General features: G+C 66.7%; 19 protein-coding genes and 1 pseudogene. 9 read left to right on the forward strand and 11 right to left on the reverse strand.

From position 1 onward, the window contains the following. Positions 1–126: 126 nt before the first annotated feature. Genes mnmA through ACLQI9_RS06920 form a run of 4 tightly spaced genes read right to left on the reverse strand, consistent with a single transcriptional unit; the run spans position 127 to position 4,129 of the window. A complete protein-coding gene (mnmA, locus tag ACLQI9_RS06905) occupies positions 127–1,200 on the reverse strand; it encodes a tRNA 2-thiouridine(34) synthase MnmA (protein WP_442391364.1) in 1,074 nt (357 codons plus the stop codon). After that, on the reverse strand, positions 1,197–2,378 hold the full coding sequence (locus ACLQI9_RS06910) for a cysteine desulfurase family protein (protein ID WP_442380600.1): 1,182 nt from the start codon (positions 2,376–2,378) through the stop codon (positions 1,197–1,199). Before ACLQI9_RS06910 ends, mnmA begins: the two co-directional genes overlap by 4 nt. A gap of 33 nt (positions 2,379–2,411) precedes the next feature. Then, complete coding sequence (locus ACLQI9_RS06915; protein WP_442380598.1) at positions 2,412–3,290, reverse strand: lysophospholipid acyltransferase family protein; 879 nt, start codon at positions 3,288–3,290, stop codon at positions 2,412–2,414. Further along, positions 3,287–4,129 (reverse strand): GNAT family N-acetyltransferase, encoded by an 843-nt coding sequence (locus ACLQI9_RS06920; RefSeq protein ID WP_442391366.1) that lies wholly within the window; start codon positions 4,127–4,129, stop codon positions 3,287–3,289. The genes ACLQI9_RS06915 and ACLQI9_RS06920 overlap by 4 nt, the downstream gene beginning before the upstream one ends. 237 nt (positions 4,130–4,366) lie before the next feature. Here ACLQI9_RS06920 and ACLQI9_RS06925 point away from each other — a divergent pair, with 237 nt between their 5' ends. Beyond that, the gene (locus ACLQI9_RS06925) at positions 4,367–6,160 is read left to right on the forward strand and encodes a flavin-containing monooxygenase (RefSeq protein WP_442381636.1); all 1,794 of its coding nucleotides are present in this window, start codon (positions 4,367–4,369) and stop codon (positions 6,158–6,160) included. A 39-nt stretch (positions 6,161–6,199) separates the two neighbouring features. On the opposite strand, the gene ACLQI9_RS06930 is transcribed toward ACLQI9_RS06925, so the two are convergent. From ACLQI9_RS06930 to ACLQI9_RS06945, 4 genes and pseudogenes are all read right to left on the reverse strand, one after another. After that, positions 6,200–6,595, reverse strand: a complete 396-nt coding sequence (locus tag ACLQI9_RS06930) for a PPOX class F420-dependent oxidoreductase (protein WP_442381638.1) — start codon at positions 6,593–6,595, stop codon at positions 6,200–6,202. A gap of 209 nt (positions 6,596–6,804) precedes the next feature. Continuing rightward, positions 6,805–7,455 (reverse strand): hypothetical protein, encoded by a 651-nt coding sequence (locus ACLQI9_RS06935; protein WP_442391368.1) that lies wholly within the window; start codon positions 7,453–7,455, stop codon positions 6,805–6,807. A 159-nt stretch (positions 7,456–7,614) separates the two neighbouring features. Continuing rightward, positions 7,615–8,436: a mycofactocin-coupled SDR family oxidoreductase gene (locus ACLQI9_RS06940; protein WP_442391370.1), complete on the reverse strand. Its 822-nt coding sequence runs from the start codon at positions 8,434–8,436 to the stop codon at positions 7,615–7,617. A gap of 49 nt (positions 8,437–8,485) precedes the next feature. After that, positions 8,486–8,641: pseudogene (locus ACLQI9_RS06945) on the reverse strand (SDR family NAD(P)-dependent oxidoreductase); the annotation flags it as partial. A gap of 120 nt (positions 8,642–8,761) precedes the next feature. On the opposite strand from ACLQI9_RS06945, the gene ACLQI9_RS06950 reads away from it, so the two are divergent. Genes ACLQI9_RS06950 through ACLQI9_RS06965 form a run of 4 tightly spaced genes read left to right on the forward strand, consistent with a single transcriptional unit; the run spans position 8,762 to position 12,499 of the window. Then, entirely contained in the window at positions 8,762–9,205 is a 444-nt protein-coding gene (locus ACLQI9_RS06950) for a nuclear transport factor 2 family protein (RefSeq protein WP_442391372.1), read from the forward strand. Positions 9,206–9,209: 4 nt separating this feature from the next. Continuing rightward, a complete protein-coding gene (locus ACLQI9_RS06955; protein WP_442391374.1) occupies positions 9,210–10,412 on the forward strand; it encodes a sulfotransferase family protein in 1,203 nt (400 codons plus the stop codon). Positions 10,413–10,422: 10 nt separating this feature from the next. Next, positions 10,423–11,667: a hypothetical protein gene (locus ACLQI9_RS06960; RefSeq protein WP_442391376.1), complete on the forward strand. Its 1,245-nt coding sequence runs from the start codon at positions 10,423–10,425 to the stop codon at positions 11,665–11,667. 1 nt (position 11,668) lies between these two features. Continuing rightward, positions 11,669–12,499, forward strand: a complete 831-nt coding sequence (locus tag ACLQI9_RS06965; protein WP_442381647.1) for an oxidoreductase — start codon at positions 11,669–11,671, stop codon at positions 12,497–12,499. A gap of 49 nt (positions 12,500–12,548) precedes the next feature. Here ACLQI9_RS06965 and ACLQI9_RS06970 read toward each other — a convergent pair whose 3' ends face one another. The 3 genes from ACLQI9_RS06970 to ACLQI9_RS06980 are packed head-to-tail and all read right to left on the reverse strand — an operon-like array spanning position 12,549 to position 14,864. Next, positions 12,549–13,049, reverse strand: coding sequence for a DUF427 domain-containing protein (locus tag ACLQI9_RS06970; protein ID WP_442381649.1), 501 nt, complete (start codon positions 13,047–13,049; stop codon positions 12,549–12,551). Between the two features lie 22 nt (positions 13,050–13,071). Continuing rightward, on the reverse strand, positions 13,072–14,028 hold the full coding sequence (locus tag ACLQI9_RS06975) for an electron transfer flavoprotein subunit alpha/FixB family protein (RefSeq protein ID WP_442381651.1): 957 nt from the start codon (positions 14,026–14,028) through the stop codon (positions 13,072–13,074). Between the two features lie 35 nt (positions 14,029–14,063). Continuing rightward, on the reverse strand, positions 14,064–14,864 hold the full coding sequence (locus ACLQI9_RS06980; RefSeq protein ID WP_442381653.1) for an electron transfer flavoprotein subunit beta/FixA family protein: 801 nt from the start codon (positions 14,862–14,864) through the stop codon (positions 14,064–14,066). 227 nt (positions 14,865–15,091) lie between these two features. On the opposite strand from ACLQI9_RS06980, the gene ACLQI9_RS06985 reads away from it, so the two are divergent. The 4 genes from ACLQI9_RS06985 to ACLQI9_RS07000 form a co-directional block, all read left to right on the forward strand. After that, the gene (locus tag ACLQI9_RS06985) at positions 15,092–15,889 is read left to right on the forward strand and encodes a class I SAM-dependent methyltransferase (protein ID WP_442381655.1); all 798 of its coding nucleotides are present in this window, start codon (positions 15,092–15,094) and stop codon (positions 15,887–15,889) included. Further along, positions 15,886–17,463 carry a 1,4-alpha-glucan branching protein domain-containing protein gene (locus ACLQI9_RS06990; RefSeq protein WP_442391378.1) on the forward strand — a complete coding sequence of 526 codons (1,578 nt, stop codon included), beginning with the start codon at positions 15,886–15,888 and terminating at the stop codon, positions 17,461–17,463. Before ACLQI9_RS06985 ends, ACLQI9_RS06990 begins: the two co-directional genes overlap by 4 nt. Then, on the forward strand, positions 17,460–18,713 hold the full coding sequence (locus tag ACLQI9_RS06995; RefSeq protein ID WP_442381659.1) for a glycosyltransferase family 4 protein: 1,254 nt from the start codon (positions 17,460–17,462) through the stop codon (positions 18,711–18,713). The genes ACLQI9_RS06990 and ACLQI9_RS06995 overlap by 4 nt, the downstream gene beginning before the upstream one ends. 38 nt (positions 18,714–18,751) lie before the next feature. Further along, positions 18,752–19,776, forward strand: a 1,025-nt coding sequence (locus tag ACLQI9_RS07000) for an SDR family oxidoreductase (RefSeq protein WP_442381661.1), incomplete at its 3' end; no start/stop codon positions are given.

Genomic DNA, 19,776 nt, shown 5'->3' on the forward strand with positions numbered 1-19,776 from the left:
TACGCAAAGCCCGTCACAACCGCGGAGCCGCCGGCATTGCCGATGAGCGCGACCAACCCGAGCCGACGCAGAACCCGCGCGGTCATGCGCGACAGTTGCGCTCCGGTTTGCGCCACGGCGATCGGGTCAGGACGCGGCGGTGATGGTGGCGCTGCCGATCACCTCGTCGCCGTCCGGGTCGGGGCGATACAGCACAAGCGTCTGCCCCGGCGCCACACCGCGCAGCGGTGTGCGCAGCCGCACCACAAGCTCGTCGCCGGCCAACTCGGCGACCGCGTCGACGGCCTCGCCGTGCGCACGCACCTGCACCGCACACTCGAAGGGTCCGACCGGCGGCGTCCCCGCGGTGAAAACCGGCTGCTGCCCGGTCAGCTTCCACACATCCAGTTCAGCCGCCGAGCCGACCTGCACGGTGCCGCTGTCGGCGTCGATCGCGGTGACGTAGCGCGGCCGGCCGTCCGGGCCCGGGCCCGCAATGCCCAGTCCCTTGCGCTGGCCGATGGTGAAACCGTGTACCCCGTCATGGGTGGCCAGCACAGTCCCCCGCTGGTCGACGACCGAGCCGCGGCGCACGCCGATCTGGGCCCCCAGGAACGCGCGAGTGTCACCGGACGGGATGAAGCAGATGTCATGGCTGTCCGGCTTGTCGGCGACCGCCAGGCCGCGGCGGGCCGCCTCGGCGCGGATCTGCGACTTGGGCGTGTCTCCGATCGGGAACGCCGCATGGCGCAGCTGACCGCAGGTCAGCACCGCCAGCACGTAGGACTGGTCCTTGTCCCGGTCGACAGCCCGACGCAGCCGCCCGCCGGACAGCCGCGCGTAATGCCCGGTGGCGACCGCGTCGAAACCCAATGCCAACGCGCGTGTCGCCAGCGCCGAGAACTTGATCCGCTCGTTGCACCGCACACATGGATTCGGGGTCTCACCGCGGGCGTAGGACGACACGAAATCGTCGATCACGTCTTCTTTGAACTTATCCACGAAATCCCATACATAGAACGGGATCCCGAGCACATCGGCGACCCGCCGAGCATCTCCGGCGTCCTCTTTGGAGCAGCAGCCCCGCGAGCCGCTGCGCAGTGTCCCGGGGGCCTGCGATAGCGCCAGATGCACGCCGACCACGTCGTGTCCGGCGTCGACCATGCGGGCGGCGGCGACAGACGAATCGACACCGCCGCTCATCGCGGCGAGGACCTTCATCGCGACGCCCCGGCGGCGGCCAGCGCGGCTTGCCGGGCGCGGGCGACGGCGCCGGGCAGCACTCGCAGCGCCGCGTCGACGTCCGCCTCGACGCTGGTGTGCCCCAACGACAGTCGCAGCGACCCGCGGGCGCTGGCAGCATCAGCGCCCATCGCGAGCAACACGTGCGACGGCTGCGGCACTCCGGCAGTGCACGCTGACCCGGTTGAGCATTCGATTCCGTTGGCGTCCAACAACATCAGCAGCGCGTCGCCCTCGCACCCGTCGAAGGTGAAGTGCGCGTTACCCGGGAGTCGTCGAGATCCCGCAGCACCGTTGAGGCGAGTGTCCTCGACGCCTGTCAGCACACCGTCGATGAGACTGTCGCGCAGCAGCCGCAGCCGCGCGCTGTTGGCCTCCAGCCCGTCGACGGCGAGCTGCACCGCGGTGGCCATGCCGACGGCACCGGCAACGTCGGGGGTGCCGGAGCGGATGTCGCGTTCCTGCCCACCGCCGTGCGACAACGGCACACAGCCGACGTCGCGGCGCAGCAGCAGCGCGCCCACACCGGGCGGGCCGCCGAACTTGTGGGCGGCCACACTCATCGCCGACAGCTGGCTGGCGGCGAAGACGACCGGCAGCTGCCCCACCGCCTGAACCGCGTCGCTGTGCATCGGGACGGCAAACTCGGCAGCGATGGCGGCGAGTTCATCGATCGGCATGACGGTGCCGACCTCGTTGTTGGCCCACATCACCGAGACCAGCGCAACGTCGTCGTGGCGCTGAAGAGCGTCACGCAGCGCGGCACCGGACACCGATCCGTCCGCGGCGGTGGACAACCAGGTCACCTGGGCGTCTTCATGCTCGACGAGCCAGTTCACCGAATCCAGCACGGCGTGGTGTTCCACCGCGGTGGTGACAATGCGCCGGTGGCGTGGCTCGGCATCGCGGCGCGCCCAGTAAATCCCCTTGACGGCGAGATTGTCGCTCTCGGTGCCGCCGGCGGTGAAGACCACCTCGGACGGACGCGCACCCAGCTTGGCCGCGATCAACTCGCGGGATTCTTCCATTCGACGCCGAGCGGCCCGACCCGTGGTGTGCAGCGAGGAAGCGTTGCCCACCGTGTTCAGCGCGCCCGTCATCGCCTCGATGGCGGCGGGGTACATCGGGGAGGTAGCGGCGTGATCGAGATAGACCATGACCCGCCCAGAATACCGGCGCGGTCCTTGAGGTCAGGAGGCCAGCACGGGTCGACGCGGCCCATGACCTGGGTGCGGCACCGCCGTCGCGCGGATAGCGGCCTGGCAGCGACGGGCCAGCTCCCGCCGATCGGCACCCGGCAGCTGCAGTGATTCGACGTAGACCCGCGCCACAGTGCGGCGTGCGACCAGCAACCGGCCAATCGAACGCAGCAGCGTGTCGTCGCCGATATAGGCCGGAACGGTCGAGACCCTGCCGTCCCGGTGGTGGTAACGCAGCCGCAGCGGCTGGACCGGTCGGCCGGTGTCCACGGCGGCCTGGAACATCGCCGGATAGAACGGCCCAGACGCCAGGCCGCACCAGGTGGTGCCCTCCGGGAACGCCACCACCGTCTGACCGGCGCGCAGCCGAGCGGCGACGGCATCGACGACACCGGGCAGCTGACGCAGGCTGGCCCGGTCGATCGGGATGACCTTGATGATGAACGTCATCATCCGCACGACGAGATTGCCGGCCACATCGGCGCGGCCGACAAATGACGCGGGCGCCGCGCGCCACCGGCTGGTGGGAAGTACCGCGCCGATCGTCACGATATCCAGCCAAGACGTGTGGTCACTGACCACCAACACACCGGGCAGATTGCGAATCGGCCCGCCCGACACCGTGATCCGGACGCCGAGACACCACAACATCAGTCGGCAGTAGAGCCGCCTGGCCCGCGACCGGCCCGGTAGCGGAAGCGAGACCAGCAACAGCGCGGGCGCCAAGAGCAGGCCCAAGCTGACACGCAGCGTCACCCGCAGCGCCACGATCAACCGACGGGACGCGTCCGGGCCTCCGGCCTGCACGCAGCTTGTATCGCAGGACGCCCGCGGCAGCCAGGCGTGGTCGCGCGCTAGCGGACTGCTCATCGGGCCACCCCGCCCGCCGCCTCGGTGGCCGCCGCTACCGACCGGAGTCGGCGCAGATATCGCGTGTCGGCTTGACGCTTGTCCAGCAGAGCAGGGAAATCGCCCACGCCGAAGTCGGCGTCGTAGGCCGGCTCACCGCATATCCGCGCGCCCAACCGCAGGTAGCCGCGCATCAGCGGCGGGATCATCGGCCGCGCGGGCGCAGGGATCTCGTCGAGGGTCCGTCCGTCGATGATCACCGGGCGATGCGGATGCACCCGGTACTCGGGCGGGGCGGCATGGCGCCGCAGCACGAAGTCGCGCACGCCGCGAATCTGGGCGCCCGGCGGCCCGCCGTCGCCGGCGACCGGAACCGACACGCAGCCAGCGACGTAGTCGTAGCCGCATCGGTCTAGGTAAGCGAGGATGCCGGCCCACATCAGCAGCACGACGGCACCGTTGCGGTGATCCTTGCGAACCACCGCGCGCCCCATCTCCACCAGCGACGGCCGCAGGCAATCCAGCGCCCGGATGTCGAATTCGGTTGCGGTGTAAAGTCCTTCGGCGGCGACGGCACCAGTTGGCGACAGCATCCGGTAACAACCAACCAGCTCACCCGAGTTGTCCTCGCGGACCAGCAAGTGGTCGCAGTGCTCGTCGAAACGGTCAACGTCGAGGCCCGCGTCCTGCCCGGTCAGCGTAAAGCCTGGCTCGTCGTTGAATACGTCGTAGCGGAGCCGCTGCGCGGACTCGATCAGCGCAGGATCGGTGGACAGCAGCAGTGAGTACCGCGGCTCGGTGGGCAAACCTGTCCCCGAGGCGGGCTTGTCAGCGGGTATGAGGATCGAGTCAATGCTCATGCCATCACAGTTAGCCCTGTTGATCAGCTAAATGGCATCGGCGCCGTGACGTGTCCGTGCACGGCAGATGACGATGTCGCAGCGAAGATCCGACAACCGTGCAGGTCGAGGGCAAAAACGTTGCCTGGATCACAAAATTGGTTCAGTATTCTGCCGTGGCTTACAGGAGCAACGCAGGCTTGGTCTGTCACGGCTTCCGGGCACCCGCTTGGGCGGACGACCGCAAAGACTGCGATCGTGGCTGAGGTCGACGGCGCGACATTTGACCCCGATGCACTGCGCGCCAAATACGCGCAGGAACGTCAGCGGCGCCTGCGCGCCGACGGGATCTCCCAATACGTGCAAGTCGCCGGCGCATTCAGCCGGTTTGCCCACGACCCCTGGGCCGATCCCGACTTCACCCGCGACCCGATCACCGACGCGGTTGACGTCGCGGTCGTCGGCGCGGGCTTCGGCGGGTTACTCATCGGAGCGCGATGCAAGCAACTCGGCGTCGACAACGTCCGGTTGATCGACAAAGCCGCCGATGTCGGCGGGACCTGGTATTGGAATCGTTACCCCGGAATCGCCTGCGACGTCGAGTCCTACGTCTATATGCCGTTGCTCGAGGAGCTCGGCTACATCCCGACCGAGAAGTATGCGAAGGGCGCCGAAATCCTGGCTCACTGCCGCCGCGTCGCCGAACATTACGACTTGTACCGCGATGCGTGTCTGCAGACCGAGGTAGACGAAATTCGTTGGGAGCCCAATAGTTCACGCTGGGTGATCTCCACCGACCGCGGTGACGAGATTCGCGCACGGTTTGTGGCGATGGCAAACGGCTATCTACAGAGGCCGAAACTTCCTGGAATAACCGGTATTACCACGTTCGGCGGTCATGCATTCCACACCAGCCGGTGGGACTACGAATACACCGGCACCGACCTTGCCGGATTGTCCGACAAGCGCGTCGGCATCATCGGAACCGGCGCGACCGCGATTCAGTGCGTGCCGCGGCTGGCCGAATCCGCGCATCGGCTGTTCGTCTTCCAGCGCACCCCGTCAACGGTCGACGTGCGGGCAAACCGGCCGACCGAACCCGAGTGGGCGTCATCGCTGGAACCCGGTTGGCAGCATCGCCGCATGGAGAACTTCCAAATCCTCACCGCGGGTGGCGCAGCCGACGAGGATCTGGTCGACGACGCGTGGACCAGCCTCACCAAAAAAATGCCGATCGTGAACGACCAAGGTCCGAACGCTGCCGAATTGGCCGACTTCGCCAAGATGGAAGAGATCCGGGCGCGCGTCGATGCGATCGTCGCCGACGTCGCCACCGCGGAGGCGCTCAAGCCGTGGTACGGGTACTACTGCAAGCGGCCCTGCTTCCACGACGAGTACCTGCAGGCGTTCAACCGTGACAACGTCACCCTCGTCGACACGCACGGCCAGGGAGTCGAGCAGATCACCCGTGACGGCGTGGTCGTGGACGGCGTCGAATACCCGCTGGACTCTTTGATTTTCGCCACCGGCTTCGAGGTCGGCACCAGTTACTCCCAACGTACCGGCTTCGAAGTCATCGGCCGCGACGGCGCGACCCTCACCGAGAAGTGGGCCGACGGCGTACGCACGCTGCACGGCCTGCACGTCAACGGATTTCCCAATTGCTTCATCGAAAGCATCGCTCAGTCCGGCTTCACGGTGAACTTCCCGTACCTCATCGACACCCAGTCCCGCCACATCGCCTGGGTGATCGCCTGGGCATTGCAGCACGGCGCCGCCGAGGTGGAGGCCAGCCCCGACGCCGAAGCAGGCTGGGTCGACACCGTGGTGGAACGCTCCAGCGTGATCGCCGGCCGGCGCGAGTCGTGCACCCCCGGCTACTACAACCGCGAGGGCCACGCGGACGCTAGCTTGAACCAGGACAGCTTCTTCTTCGGCCGCCCAACCGAATACGCCGACATCCTCGACGCCTGGCGGGAGACGGGGACACTCGACGGGCTCGACGTCCGGTCGTCGGCGCCGAGCGGCCACACTCAAGAGGTCGCTTCGTGATTGAGCCGATGTGGCTGGCACACGCAGATCGGCGTCGGGTCAACCGGACAGCGCGATCCGCAGAATCAGGCGTGGTTTCTCCTTCCGCGGCAGCAGGCGCTCGAGGAACGTCACGACGCTGAACATCAGGCCGTACTTACGGCGGATCACCCCGGCCAGTCGCTGAACCGTCGCCGGCTCGGTAATCACCTCGGCGACCCCATCAACCGGATCAGCGCCTTCGCGGACCTTCCCGCAGCGCCCGCATGGCGCCAGCACAACCCGGGGATTGTTCTTGACCCGCTTGGCCTTCCAGCTGTCGGCCGGCGTCCAGACGAAAAGGTGATCGCCGTCGCGCCCTATCCACATTGGCGTTGCGACGGCGGCCCCATCCCTCTTGAACGTCGTCAGCGAAACGAATCTCTGCGCACCCAGTGCTGATAAAGCGTCTGTCATCGCGCTCCTTGATCCAAGCTCTCCGGCGGTTATGTTGGTGAACAGACCAGCCGCTTACCGCGTCAAACCGCGCCAGCGTCCACTGGACCGAGAAACTGCGCTGTTAACCAATTCGGATTCTGCATGCAAGGGTATGGCAGGCGACATGAGTGTTGACGCCCGGCGCTGGTGTTTCGGCGACCGGCTCGGTGGGCGCGCTCCCTAGCCTGTCAGGTCGCCGGTGTGCAACCGAGGCAATAGGGGTATCTCCTCATCGTGCTGGCCGTCGACAAGTTGATCACAGCGCCGTCGTCGGCGGTTTGGGCCGTTCTGGTCGACCTCGATGCGTGGCCGAAATGGGGTCCTACGATCAGCCGGGCACGGCTTGACCCCCCGTACACCGAACTGGCCTTGCACGCCACCGGCACAGTGCACACCTCACTGGGGTTCGCGGTGCCGTTCGTCGTCACCGACTTCGAGCCGGGCCGGCATTCAACTCCTGATGCGCCGGCATCCACGATGATCGCCGAGAGCACTCCGCGCAATATCTCAAGCTGCGCGGTAGCCCCGCTGCTGTCGTCCTGGCCGGCAGGAAACTCGGCCAATGAAACATCGTCATCATCGACGAAGCGGATACCCAGCTCTCCGGTTCTGCGTTCCAGCGCAACGCTTTCCAATCCCATCCGGCGCAGCGCCTCGCGACCCGGCCCGCGAACATCGACGTTCTGGCCTGCTCCGCGTAACCTCTGTGCTCGTTCCACCAGCGTGACCCGGTGGCCGGCCCGCCGCAACCAGAAAGCCAATGCCGGACCGGCGATACTGGCTCCTGAAACGAGGACGCCCAAACCACCAACCATCGCGTTCCCCTCGATACGGAGCATCGGGCAGCCCCTTGTTCGACGTTACCTGACGGCCGGGGTGGCCTGTCTGTGCTCAACTACTGACGACTACAACCGAACGATCCTGCGATGCCGAGCACGCGTGAATACCTCGGTGGCTCAGCAGATCCCCGCGAGGATCTCCTGACAGACACCCCCCGGTTACATGACGACGTGGCCAGCGTCGACGGGTAGCGTCACGCCCGTCACGTACCGGGCCCGGGGGCTGACAAGCCACAGCACCGCTTCCGTGACGTCCTGCGACTCGACCAGCGGCACGTCGGGCAGCAGGGTCGCCGAGATGGCCGGGTTCGGGTTCTCCATCATCCGGTTGACGACGTAATCGTTGAGAATCATCGGGGTCGCGACACCGCTCGGATGCACCGAGTTGACCCGTATCTTCTGTGGCGCATATGCATTGGCTGCTGAACGCATCAAACCCACCACGCCGTGCTTCGCCGCGGCGTACGCGAACATCGCGGCGCTACCGTCACCACCGCGGCCGGTCAGGCCCTGCGATGAACTGACCAAGACGATGGATCCGCCGCGGTCCTTGCGGATGATCGACGGGACCGTCGCAACGATCGTGTGCCACACACCCTTCAGGTTGGTGTCGACGATCGCGTTGAACACCGGTTCGGCGTGGGGCTCCGTGTCGCCGATCGCCACCACCCCTGCGTTGGCGATGACGATGTCGATATCGCCCAGATCGGTGGTGCCGGCCTGCACTCCGGCTTCCAACTGTGCGAGGTCGCGGACATCGGCGATGACGGGAACCACCCTGCGGCGGGCGGCTTGGACCAACCGCACGGTCTCATCGAGATCGGATTTGGTTGCCAGAGGGTACGGGACTCCATCGATATCGGCGCACAGGTCTGCGGCGATGATGTCGGCGCCTTGCTCCGCGAGTGCGACGGCATGGCTGCGACCCTGGCCGCGCGCGGCGCCGGTGATGACGGCCACGGTGTTGTCGAGTTCACCCACGGCTACACCGAAAGCGTCGTGCCGGTTCCCTCTTCGGCGAGAGCCGGTCGCCGAGGTCGGTGTTGCTTACGGCCAAGATCACGTGGGCGCCGGCTTGGGCAAGAGCATGCGCCGTACCCGGCCCGACGCCGTTCGGTGCCCCGGTGGCGATGACTCGCTTGCCGGTCAAGTTGCCGAGCAGGTTCGGCGACCACGGTGATGTCACGGCGATCAGATTAGCGGCCCATTCGACACAAAATGACCGTAAGCCCGGCCCGTTCTGCCACCATTGTCTGCGATTACTGGCACTGGCAGGCAAAGCGGAGGCTATTCAGGGTGATTCGACATGACTGACAGTGCACTGGAAATCACCAACCTGATCTACACCTACGCTGAACTCCTGGATGCCGGGAATCTGGACGCGGTGGCCGGGCTCTTCGCACACGGACGTATCTGCGGAGTGGAGAACGGTCCGCCCGAGACCGTGTTCACCGGGACCGCCAGGGTGCGGCAGATGTACGAAATGGCCACCCGCATCTACGAGGACGGCACTCCGAAGACCAAGCACAACACGAGCAATGTGCAGCTCACCATCGACGAGGCAGCGGGGACCGCCCGCAGCAGGTCCTACTACTGCGTCACGCAGGCAACCCCCGAATTGCCACTGCAGGTGATCGTCACCGGGCATTACAAGGACACGTTTCACCGGCTGGACGGGGTGTGGTGGTTCGACAGCCGCACGATGTTCGTCGACCAGGTCGGCGATGTCAGTCACCACCTGAAGTTCTGATCACGTGGCAAACCCGAGCGCCTTCGACCTCGCTACCGTGCTGGCTGACGCGCAGCGCAAGGAGGCACTCGCCGATTGGGGCGAAGGAGAGTTCGAACGCCCGCTGAGCGTGCTGCTGGCCGACTACGACCGCGCCTATCTCAATGCCGACCTCAACGCAGTCGGAACGCACATCCTGCGGTCCGGCATCGTGCACAGCCTGCGAATGCGGCTGCGGGCTCAGGAGTGGATCCGCCGCCACCCGGAGATCCTCGACGAGCGGATCGTCGCGCCGGTCGTCGTCGTCGGGATGATGCGCAGTGGGACCACGTTGCTGCAGCGCCTGCTGGCCGCCGACCCGCGTTTCAATTGCGCCTACGGCTGGGAGGTGGTCGAGGTCGCGCCCCGGCTCGACCACCGGTTCACCGGTGTCGATCCGCGCATCGCCATCAGCGAAACGCGCGAAGCGAAATCCCGGGAACTGGCACCGGATCTGTTCGCTATCCACCCGATGTATGCGCGAGAAGCCGAGGAGGAGATCGTCTTTCTCGCCGATGCGTTTTTGTCGCATGTCCCCGAATCCGGTGCGCACCTTCCCACCTATCGGTCCTGGCTCGACGAGCAGGACTTCGCCCCCGCCTACGACTACCTGCATCGCATGCTGCGGTTCCTGCAGTGGCAGAAGCGGCAGCGGCGTCCACAGGGGGGTCAGGTAGCTCAGCGCTGGGTGCTCAAGTCACCGGCGCACCTCGGCTATCTGGACCTGCTGCGAGCGCAGTTCGCAGACCTGCACATCGCGCACATGCACCGCGACCCCCGCGCCACGATCGCTTCGGGCGCCAGCCTCAATGCGACTCTGCACGCAATGCACGCCGACACCGTCGACCTGAACCGGGTGGGCGCGCAGTGGCTGCAGCGGATGGGCTGGACCAATGACCGTGCCATGGATATCCGCGACGGTTGGGCCGACGACGCTGCGCGGGTCACCGACATCGCGTTCGACGACGCGGTGGCCGATCCGATCGGACAGGTGGCCCGGGTCTACGACGCTGTCGACTTACCGCTTACTGTCGAGGCGGAAGGCGCGATGCTGCGCTGGCTCGATGAGCGTCCCCGAGAAGCAGCACGCCCGGCCTACGGACTGGAGAGCTACGGCCTGCGTCCAGAGCAGGTCGACGAGCGGTTCACGTTGTACAACAAGCGTTTTCGACAGTATCCCGGAGAGTGAGGAGCAGTTCATGCCCGAGGACCCCGTGGCGACGGCATCCCAGCACGAACAGGAACTGGCGGCGCTCGAGCTGATCGGGCACCCCACCGTCAAAGCGGCCTATCGCACCGTGGCAGAGACCTGGCTGGGCCGGGCCAAGGCGTCGGAGGCGATGCGAGAGCGGTTCGACGATTCGTTCGCCGAGGTGATGTTCTCGGCATCAGTGTGGTCGTCCAACCAGGACAAGCTACGGCCGAAGGTCAGTTGCATCACCCGGCTGGCGCATCCAGTGGACGGCTGCCGTATCCCGGGATCACGTTGGGGCATAGATAATCCCGACAGCGTGTACCGGGTGATACCGATATCCGGCGAGGAACGCTACGAGATCCACGGCCGGGTTGGCGAGCACCGCATGACAGAGAACTACTTCACGCTGTGGGATGCCCACATGGGCACCGTCGACGTGCTCAACGGCCGCACCATGGCGGTCGACTCCGACGGCAGCTTCACCATCACTGTCGACGCCGACCCCGCCAACGGGCGGGGAAACCATGTACGGACTTCTTCTGCGGCACAAGAGTTCTACATCCGCGATGTGCTGCTCGACTGGCAGCACGACGACCCCAATCATCTCGATGTGCAGCGACTCGGTGGCTCGCCGGTGACGCCGGCGCGCACACTCGACGAGCAGGCCGAGGCGACGGCGGCGATGATGGCGTATTTCGCCGACTTCACCGGCAAGCTCAGTCACGGCGTGTACAAGATGCCGCCCAACCATTTCAACCTGGCCTGGTCGGCCGACAAGGTCGGCGCGATGCGCAACCAGGTCTATGTGATGGGCCGCTTCGAACTCGGGGTCGACGAGGCGTTCGTTGTCGACCTCAGCGACGGTGGTGCCGAATACTTCACGGTGCCGCTGAGCAATGTCTGGGGCACCACGCTGGACATCGTCGACCGCACCGGCAGCCTCAACAAGGCGCAGTCGGTTGCCAACGAGGACGGCACCTACATCTACGTGATCTCGCCGGTAGATCCCGGCGTCGCGAACTGGATCGACTCCGACGGGCTGCGCGAGGGCATTTTGACACTGCGAATGGCCGAGTTCGGCGATACCGGTCCCCGCGAGGACCTCGGGGCGCGCGGCCGGGTAGTCAAGCTGGACCGGCTCGACGCCGAAGTGCCGACACTGCGCCAGGTGAGTCCCGAGGAGCGCGCGGCCCAACTCGCGGACCGACGGAACGCGTACCTGCGCCGTCTCCCGGAAGGGACTATTTGAGATGGCCCGCTGGCTGATCACCGGATGTTCCACTGGCTTCGGCCGCGAGATCGCGCGCGCCGCGTTGGAAGCCGGCCACAGCGTGGTGGTGACTGCGCGACGAGCTGATGCGGTGCGGGATTTCGTCGACGAGTTCGGCGATCAGGCTGTGGCCGTCGAACTTGACGTGACCGACGGGGGCCAGATCGCAGCCGCGCTAGCCGCGGCCGACGATGCGTTCGGCGGAATCGACGTCCTGGTTAACAACGCTGGTCACGGCTATCTATCCGCGGTTGAGGAAGGTGAGGACGCCGAGGTTCGAAAGCTGTTCGACGTCAACTATTTCGGTGCTGTCGACATGATCAAGGCTGTGCTGCCGGCGATGCGTGCCCGCGGCTCGGGCCACATCGTCAACATTTCGTCGATGACCGGTCTGGTGGCCAACCCGCCCAATGCCTACTACTCGTCGACCAAGTTCGCGCTGGAAGCGGTGACCGAAGCGCTTGCTGCCGAGGTGCGGCCACTCGGCATCAAGGTGACCGCCATCGAACCGGGCGCCTTCCGTACCGACTGGGCGACGCGATCGATGAAGGAATCGGGTAGCCCGATAGCCGACTATGCCGACGTGGCGGCGCGGAAGGATCTGATCAAGCAGTTCGCCGATCACCTGCCCGGCGACCCGCGAAAGGTTGCCGAGGCGGTGCTGATGGTGACCAAACTCGAAGAGCCGCCGATGCGGCTGCTGCTGGGCCGCGACGTACTCAAGGCGATGCGCGACAAGATCGCCGCGGCGACGTCGTCCATCGATGAGTGGGAACCTGTCACGCGGGACGTGAACTTCCCGGGTTCGTGAACTAACGCCTCGTGCGCACGCCCGTCAACTGGGCAAAGGGTGCAGGCGGCTACCAACTCATGGATCCCGAGATCCCCTTGAATGGCCCGACAATCCAGCTAGTGATCCAACCGCCATAGAAGCCGCCGGGTTGCGGGATCACCTTCTCGCCATTAACAGTGCAGCGGTCCACTGCTGCGGGCATGACCGCGATGGCACCTGCGATCGGCGAGAATCCGTTGGTGGGCCGTTCGTAGGTCCATGCCGCCCTCGGGGCCTCCCTTGTTGCGGTTACCAAGTCGTAGTAGCTTGCCTGGCCTTTCCATTCACACCACGACGCGCCGACAGTCGGGCGCAGGACGCCTTCGATGAAGGCGTCGCGGGGCAGATAGTAGGTCGGAGGGTGACTCGTTTCTAACACCCTCCAACCGCGAGTCGTCGACGCGATCGTTCGGCCGCCGAACTCGATAGTGATCGAGCCGGTGAACTCTTCCAAACGGGGCGGGCGCGGATAGTCCCACACCGACTCCTGTCCGGGGCCGGGGGCATCAGGCTTTGGCCACGGCGTCACGACGGTCCTCCACCCCCAGATATCAGCCCTTGCGGGCCTTGACCGCTTCGGTGAGCTGCGGCGCAACCTTGAACAGGTCGCCGACCACGCCGTAGTCGGCGATCTCGAAGATCGGCGCCTCTTCGTCCTTGTTGACCGCGATGATCGTTTTCGACGTCTGCATGCCGGCGCGGTGCTGGATGGCCCCGGAGATCCCGAGCGCGATGTAGAGCTGCGGCGAGACCGTCTTACCGGTCTGGCCGACCTGGAACTGGCCCGGGTAGTAGCCGGAGTCCACCGCGGCGCGGGACGCGCCGACCGCGGCGCCCAGTGAGTCGGCCAATTCCTCGACCACGCTGAAGTTCTCGGCACTGCCCACACCACGGCCACCGGAAACCACGATGGTCGCCTCGGTGAGCTCCGGTCGGTCGCCGGCGACCGCGGGCTCCCGCGCGGTGACCTTGGCCGCGTTCTCGGCGGCCTCCGGCACCTCCACGGTGACCTGCTCGCCCGCGCCGTCGGCGGGTTCGGCATCGATCGCGCCGGCCCGCACGGTGATCACCGGGGTGTCGCCGTTGGCCTGCGCCTCGACGGTGAACGCACCACCGAAGATGGAGTGCACTGCCTTGGGCCCGGCCTGCACATCGACCACGTCGACCAGCAGACCTGAACCGATCCGGGCCGCCAGCCGACCCGCGATTTCTTTGCCGTCAGCGCTGGCCGCCAGCAAAACGGCTGCCGGACTTGCCGATTCGGCCAGAGCGGCCAGCACGTCGACGGCCGGAGTGATGAGATAACTCTCGGCGGTGTCGGATTCGGCCACGTAGATCTTGGCGGCACCGGCCGCCTTCAACCCGTCGACCAGCGGCGCGGCGGTGCCGGGCTTACCCACCACGACAGCAGCCGGCTCGCCCAAAACGCGAGCCGCAGTGATCAATTCGGAGCTGACCTTCTTCAAAGCGCCTTCAGCGTGCTCGGCGAGCACCAGTACTTCAGCCATGGGTTTTCCGTGTCTTTCGGTTCGGGATTTGAGTCTTAGATGAGCTTCTGCGAAACCAGGTACCCGGCGATCTTGCTACCGCCGTCGCCCTCGTCGGTGACCTTCTCACCCGCGGTCTTGGGCGGCTTGGGGGTGGCACTCAGCACCGTCGACCCGGCGTTCTCCAGCCCGACCTCGTCGGTCTCGACGCCGATCTCGGCCAGCGTCAGCTTGGTGACTTCCTTCTTCTTGGCGGCCATGATGCCCTTGAAGGACGGGAAGCGCGGCTCGTTGATCTTCTCGTTCACGCTCACCACAGCGGGCAGCGAGGCCTCGATGGTGAACACGCCGTCATCGGTTTCCCGCTCGCCGGTGATCTTGCCGCCATCAAGCGACAGCTTCCGCAAATGGGTCAGCTGCGGCAGGCCCAGGTACTCGGCGATGATGGCCGGCACCGCGCCGCCGACGCCGTCGGTGGCCTCGTTACCGGCGATCACCAGCTCGGTGCCCTCGATGGTGCCTAGCGCGCGCGCCAGCGCCCACCCGGTCTGGACGACGTCCGAGCCGTGCATGCCGTCGTCGAGCAGGTGGACAGCCTTGTCGGCGCCCATCGACAACGCCTTGCGAATGGCCTCGGCGGCCCGCTCCGGGCCCGCGGTCAGCAAGGTCACCGATCCCTCGGTGCCGTCGGCGGCTTCTTTCTCCCTGATGAGCAGCGCCTCCTCGACGGCCCGCTCGTTGATCTCGTCCAGCACAGCGTCGGCGGCCTCACGGTCCAGCGTCCAATCGCCGTCTTTGAGCTTGCGCTCTGACCAGGTGTCTGGGACCTGCTTGATCAGGACCACGATGTTCGTCATGAGTGTGGCTCGTCCTCCTCGAATGAGTCCTGCAGCCGCCAGCGGCAAGACTTAGCTCATGTCTTTCGCCCCCGCACGCGCATGTTACTGACTGGTAACTTTGTGCGGTTCGCTCTCACACCATAGCGGGTCGTCCTGCAGGTTCTGCCCCCCGTCTGCCCCGTGAGCGGGAATACCCCCGGTGAACCATTCGCGAATGCGGCCCCAGGAGCTAGCCTGCCTATGCAATGAGCGCATTTGTCCCCGACGTTCCGCGCGCCCCCGTCGACGCCGTTTTGACGTTGACCGGTGAACGCACCATCCCAGGCCTCGACGTGGAGAATTACTGGTTTCGCCGCCACGAGGTGGTCTACCAGCGGTTGACGCAACGCTGCGCGGGCCGCGAAGTGCTCGAGGCGGGCTGCGGGGAAGGCTACGGCGCCGACCTGATCGCCGGGGTCGCGTGGCGGGTGATCGCGCTGGACTACGACGAAGCCACGGTTGCGCACGTACGGGCCCACTACCCGCGGGTGGAGGTCGTCCACGGCAACCTGGCCGAGCTACCGCTGGCCGACGCCTCGGTCGATGTGGTGGTCAACTTTCAAGTCATCGAGCACCTGTGGGATCAGGCCCAGTTCGTCAGCGAGTGCGCCAGGGTGCTGCGGTCATCGGGGCTGCTGATGGTGTCCACCCCGAACCGGATCACGTTCTCGCCGGGTCGCGACACCCCGATCAATCCGTTCCACACCAGAGAGCTCAATGCCGACGAGCTGACCCAGTTGCTGGTCGACGCCGGGTTTGCCTCGGTGGCATTGAGTGGCGTGTTTCACGGGCCGCGGCTGGCCGAGATGGACGCCCGGCACGGCGGCTCGATCATCGACGCCCAGATCGCGCGGGCGGTCGCCGACGCGCCCTGGCCGGCGAAGCTGCTGGCCGATGTCGCCGCAGTCACCACCGCTGACTTCGATGTGGTCGAGGCCGGAACCGATCAGGCGCACCACATCGATGAAAGCCTGGATCTGGTCGCGATCGCGGTGCTCCCGTGAGCCAGCCGACCGGTAGCCAGGTGCCCGGTCTGTTCACCCTGGTGCTGCATACCCATCTGCCGTGGCTGGCCCACCACGGCCGCTGGCCCGTGGGTGAGGAATGGCTCTACCAGTCCTGGTCGGCGGCCTATCTGCCGCTGCTGCGGGTGCTGCGGAAACTGGCCGGCGAGGACCGCCATCGACTGATCACGCTGGGCATGACGCCGGTGGTGACGGCGCAGCTCGACGACCCGTACTGCCTGGACGGCATGTATCACTGGTTGGCCAACTGGCAACTGCGCGCCGCCGAGGCGGCCAGCATCCGTCCCGGAGACCTGTCCGATGCCGCGGCGTCCTGCACACCAGAAGTATTGCAGTCCTTGGGGATTCGTGAATTCGCCGAGACCGAGCAGGCGCTCGACGATTTCACCACCGGGTGGCGGCATGGCGGAAGCCCGCTGCTGCGCGGGTTGATTGACGCCGGCACGGTTGAGTTGTTGGGCGGTCCGCTGGCGCATCCGTTTCAGCCGTTGCTGACACCGCGGTTGCGGGAGTTCGCGCTGCGCGAGGGCCTAGCCGATGCCCGGCAGCGGTTGTCGCACAAGCCGATTGGCATCTGGGCACCCGAATGCGCCTATGCACCGGGAATGGAACACGACTATGCGGCCGCCGGGATCGGCCATTTCATGGTCGACGGGCCATCGCTGCACGGTGACACCGCGCTGGGCCGGCCGGTCGGCGACTCCGAGGTCGTCGCGTTCGGGCGCGACCTGCAGGTCAGCTTCCGGGTGTGGTCGCCGAAATCCGGCTATCCCGGCCACGCCGCCTATCGCGATTTCCACACCTACGACCACCGCACCGGCCTGAAGCCCGCCCGGGTCACCGGCCGCAACGTGCCGTCGGACGCCAAGGCGCCCTACGATCCCGAGCGTGCCGACCGCGCAATCGACGGCCACGTCACTGATTTCGTTGACGTGGTCCGCCGCAGACTGCAGGCCGAATCCGAGCGCATCGGGCGACCCGCGCACGTGGTGGCCGCGTTCGACACCGAGTTGTTCGGCCACTGGTGGTACGAGGGACCGGTGTGGCTGGAGCGGGTGCTGCGGGCATTGCCGGAGGCCGGGGTGCGCATCGGCACACTGAGCGACGCCGTCGCCGCGGGTTTCGTCGGCGACGCCGTCGAATTACCGCCCAGCTCTTGGGGTTCTGGCAAAGACTGGCAGGTGTGGGCCGGCGACAAGGTGGCCGACCTGGTGCAGCTCAACAACGAAGTTGTCGACACCGCGCTGAGCACCGTGGACAAGGCGCTGGCCCAGACCGCGTCCCTGGACGGGCCGATACCGCGCGACCACATCGCCGATCAGATCCTGCGCGAGACACTGCTTACCGTTTCCAGCGATTGGCCGTTCATGGTGAGCAAGGACTCGGCCGCCGACTATGCCCGCTACCGGGCACATCTGCACGCACATGCCACCCGTGAGATCGCCGATGCGCTGGCGTCCGGCCGCCGGGAGGTCGCGCAGCGCCTGGCAGATGGCTGGAACCGGGCCGACGGGCTCTTCGGCGCGCTGGACGCACGCAGGCTGCCGCGATGAAAGTTCTGATGGTGTCGTGGGAATACCCACCGGTCGTGATCGGTGGGCTCGGCCGCCACGTCCATCACCTGTCGACCGCGCTGGCGGCTGCCGGGCACGAGGTTGTCGTGCTGTCCCGCCGCCCGTCGGGAACCGATCCGAGCACCCACCCGTCGTCGGATGAAATCAACGAAGACGTCCGAGTAGTTGCCGCCGCGCAAGACCCGCACGAGTTCACCTTCGCCAAGGACATGATGGCCTGGACGCTGGCCATGGGCCATGCCATGGTCCGCACCGGATTGTCGCTGAAGGGCACGTCAAGCGACCACCCGTGGCGCCCCGATGTCGTGCACGCGCACGACTGGCTGGTGGCGCATCCCGCCGTCGCACTATCCGAGTTTTACGACGTGCCAATGGTTTCCACAGTTCACGCGACCGAAGCCGGTCGGCATTCCGGATGGGTCTCCGGATCGCTGAGCAGGCAGGTGCATGCCGTGGAGTCGTGGCTGGTGCGCGAATCCGATTCGCTGATCACCTGTTCGGCGTCGATGCGCGACGAGATCACCGAGCTGTTCGGGCCCGGCCTGGCCGAGGTCACGGTGATCCGCAATGGCATCGACGCGGCCCGCTGGCCGTTCGCGGAACGCCGGCGCCACGGTGTGGCCGGCGGGCCGCCGGAGCTGCTTTTCGTGGGCCGGCTGGAATACGAGAAGGGTGTGCACGACGCGATCGCGGCGCTGCCGCGGATCAGGCGCGCCCACCCTGGTACCACGCTGACGATTGCCGGTGACGGTACCCAGCAGGACTGGCTGGTCGAGCAGGCTCGTAAGCACCGGGTGCTCAAGGCAACCCGGTTCGTCGGACGGCTCGACCACGCCGAGCTCCTGGCGGCGCTGCATCGCGCCGACGCCGCGGTGCTACCCAGCCACTACGAGCCGTTCGGGCTGGTGGCGCTGGAGGCCGCCGCGGCGGGAACGCCATTGGTGACGTCGAACATCGGCGGGCTGGGCGAGGCGGTGATCAACGGCGAAACCGGGATGTCGTGTCCGCCCCGCGATGTGGCGCGGCTTGCCGAAGCGGTCGGCGCCGTGCTTGACGATCCGGCCGCCGCCCAACGCCGGGCCCGGGCCGCTCGTGAACGCCTGACCGCGGACTTCGACTGGCACACGGTGGCTGACGAGACCGCGCAGGTGTACCTGGCGTCCAAACGCCGCGAACGCCAGCCGCTTCCGCGGCTGCCGATCGTCGAGCACGCGCTGCCGGACCGGTAGTCGACAGGCCCGGCCGACTCGCAGGTACCGTCGGGCTAATGGGACTTGTGTATTCGAGCGTGGTCGACGCGCCGATCTACGAGGTATTCGACTGGCACACCCGGCCCGGCGCCATTACCCGGCTGTCGCCGCCGTGGCAGCCGGTGCGGGTCGTGGCAGAAGCGGATTCGTTGCAGAGCGGGCGCGCTGAGCTCGGCCTGCCGGGCGGTCTGCGCTGGGTGGCTGATCACCAACCGGATTCCTACGATCCACCACGACGCTTCGTCGACACGATCGGGACCGAAGGGCTGGCGTCGTTGCCGGTACGGCTGGCAGTGCGGTGGCGGCACACCCACGACTTCGAAGAGCTCAGCGGTGAGCGGACACGGGTGACCGACCGCGTCGCCACGCCGGTCCCGGCGCGCGCGCTGCAGGCGATGTTCGGTTATCGGCATCGCCAGTTGGCCGATGACATCGGCGTACACCGGCATGCGGCCGCGCAGGGGTTGGCGCCGGCGACGGTCGCGGTCACCGGGTCCTCCGGACTAGTCGGCTCGCAATTGACCGCCTTCCTGTCCACCGGCGGCCACCGGGTGATCCGCCTGGTGCGTCACGCGGCCACCAAATCTGATGAGCGGCAATGGAATCCGGACGACCCCGATCCGGGTCTGCTGGCCGGCGTGGATGCGGTAATTCACCTGGCGGGCGCTTCGATCGCGGGCCGCTTCACCGAGGAACATCGAGCCGCGATCCGCGACAGCCGGATCGGTCCGACTCGCCGGTTGGCGGAACTGATCGCGAAATCGGCCGACGGGCCCAAGGTGCTGATCAGCGCGTCGGCGGTCGGATATTACGGCTACGACCGCCGCGAGGAGACGCTGACCGAAGACAGCGAGCGCGGTGACGGCTTTCTGGCTGACGTGGTCGCTGAGTGGGAGAACGCGACCGCCCCGGCTGAACAGGCCGGGGTCCGCGTGGTGCGAGTGCGCACCGGGATCGTGCAATCCCCCGGCGGCGGCACCCTTAGCCTGCTACTTCCGCTGTTCCGCGCCGGGCTCGGCGGTCGCGTCGGCGACGGTCAACA

The organism is Mycobacterium sp., assembly GCF_052143115.1.
Classification (GTDB): Bacteria; Actinomycetota; Actinomycetes; order Mycobacteriales; family Mycobacteriaceae; genus Mycobacterium.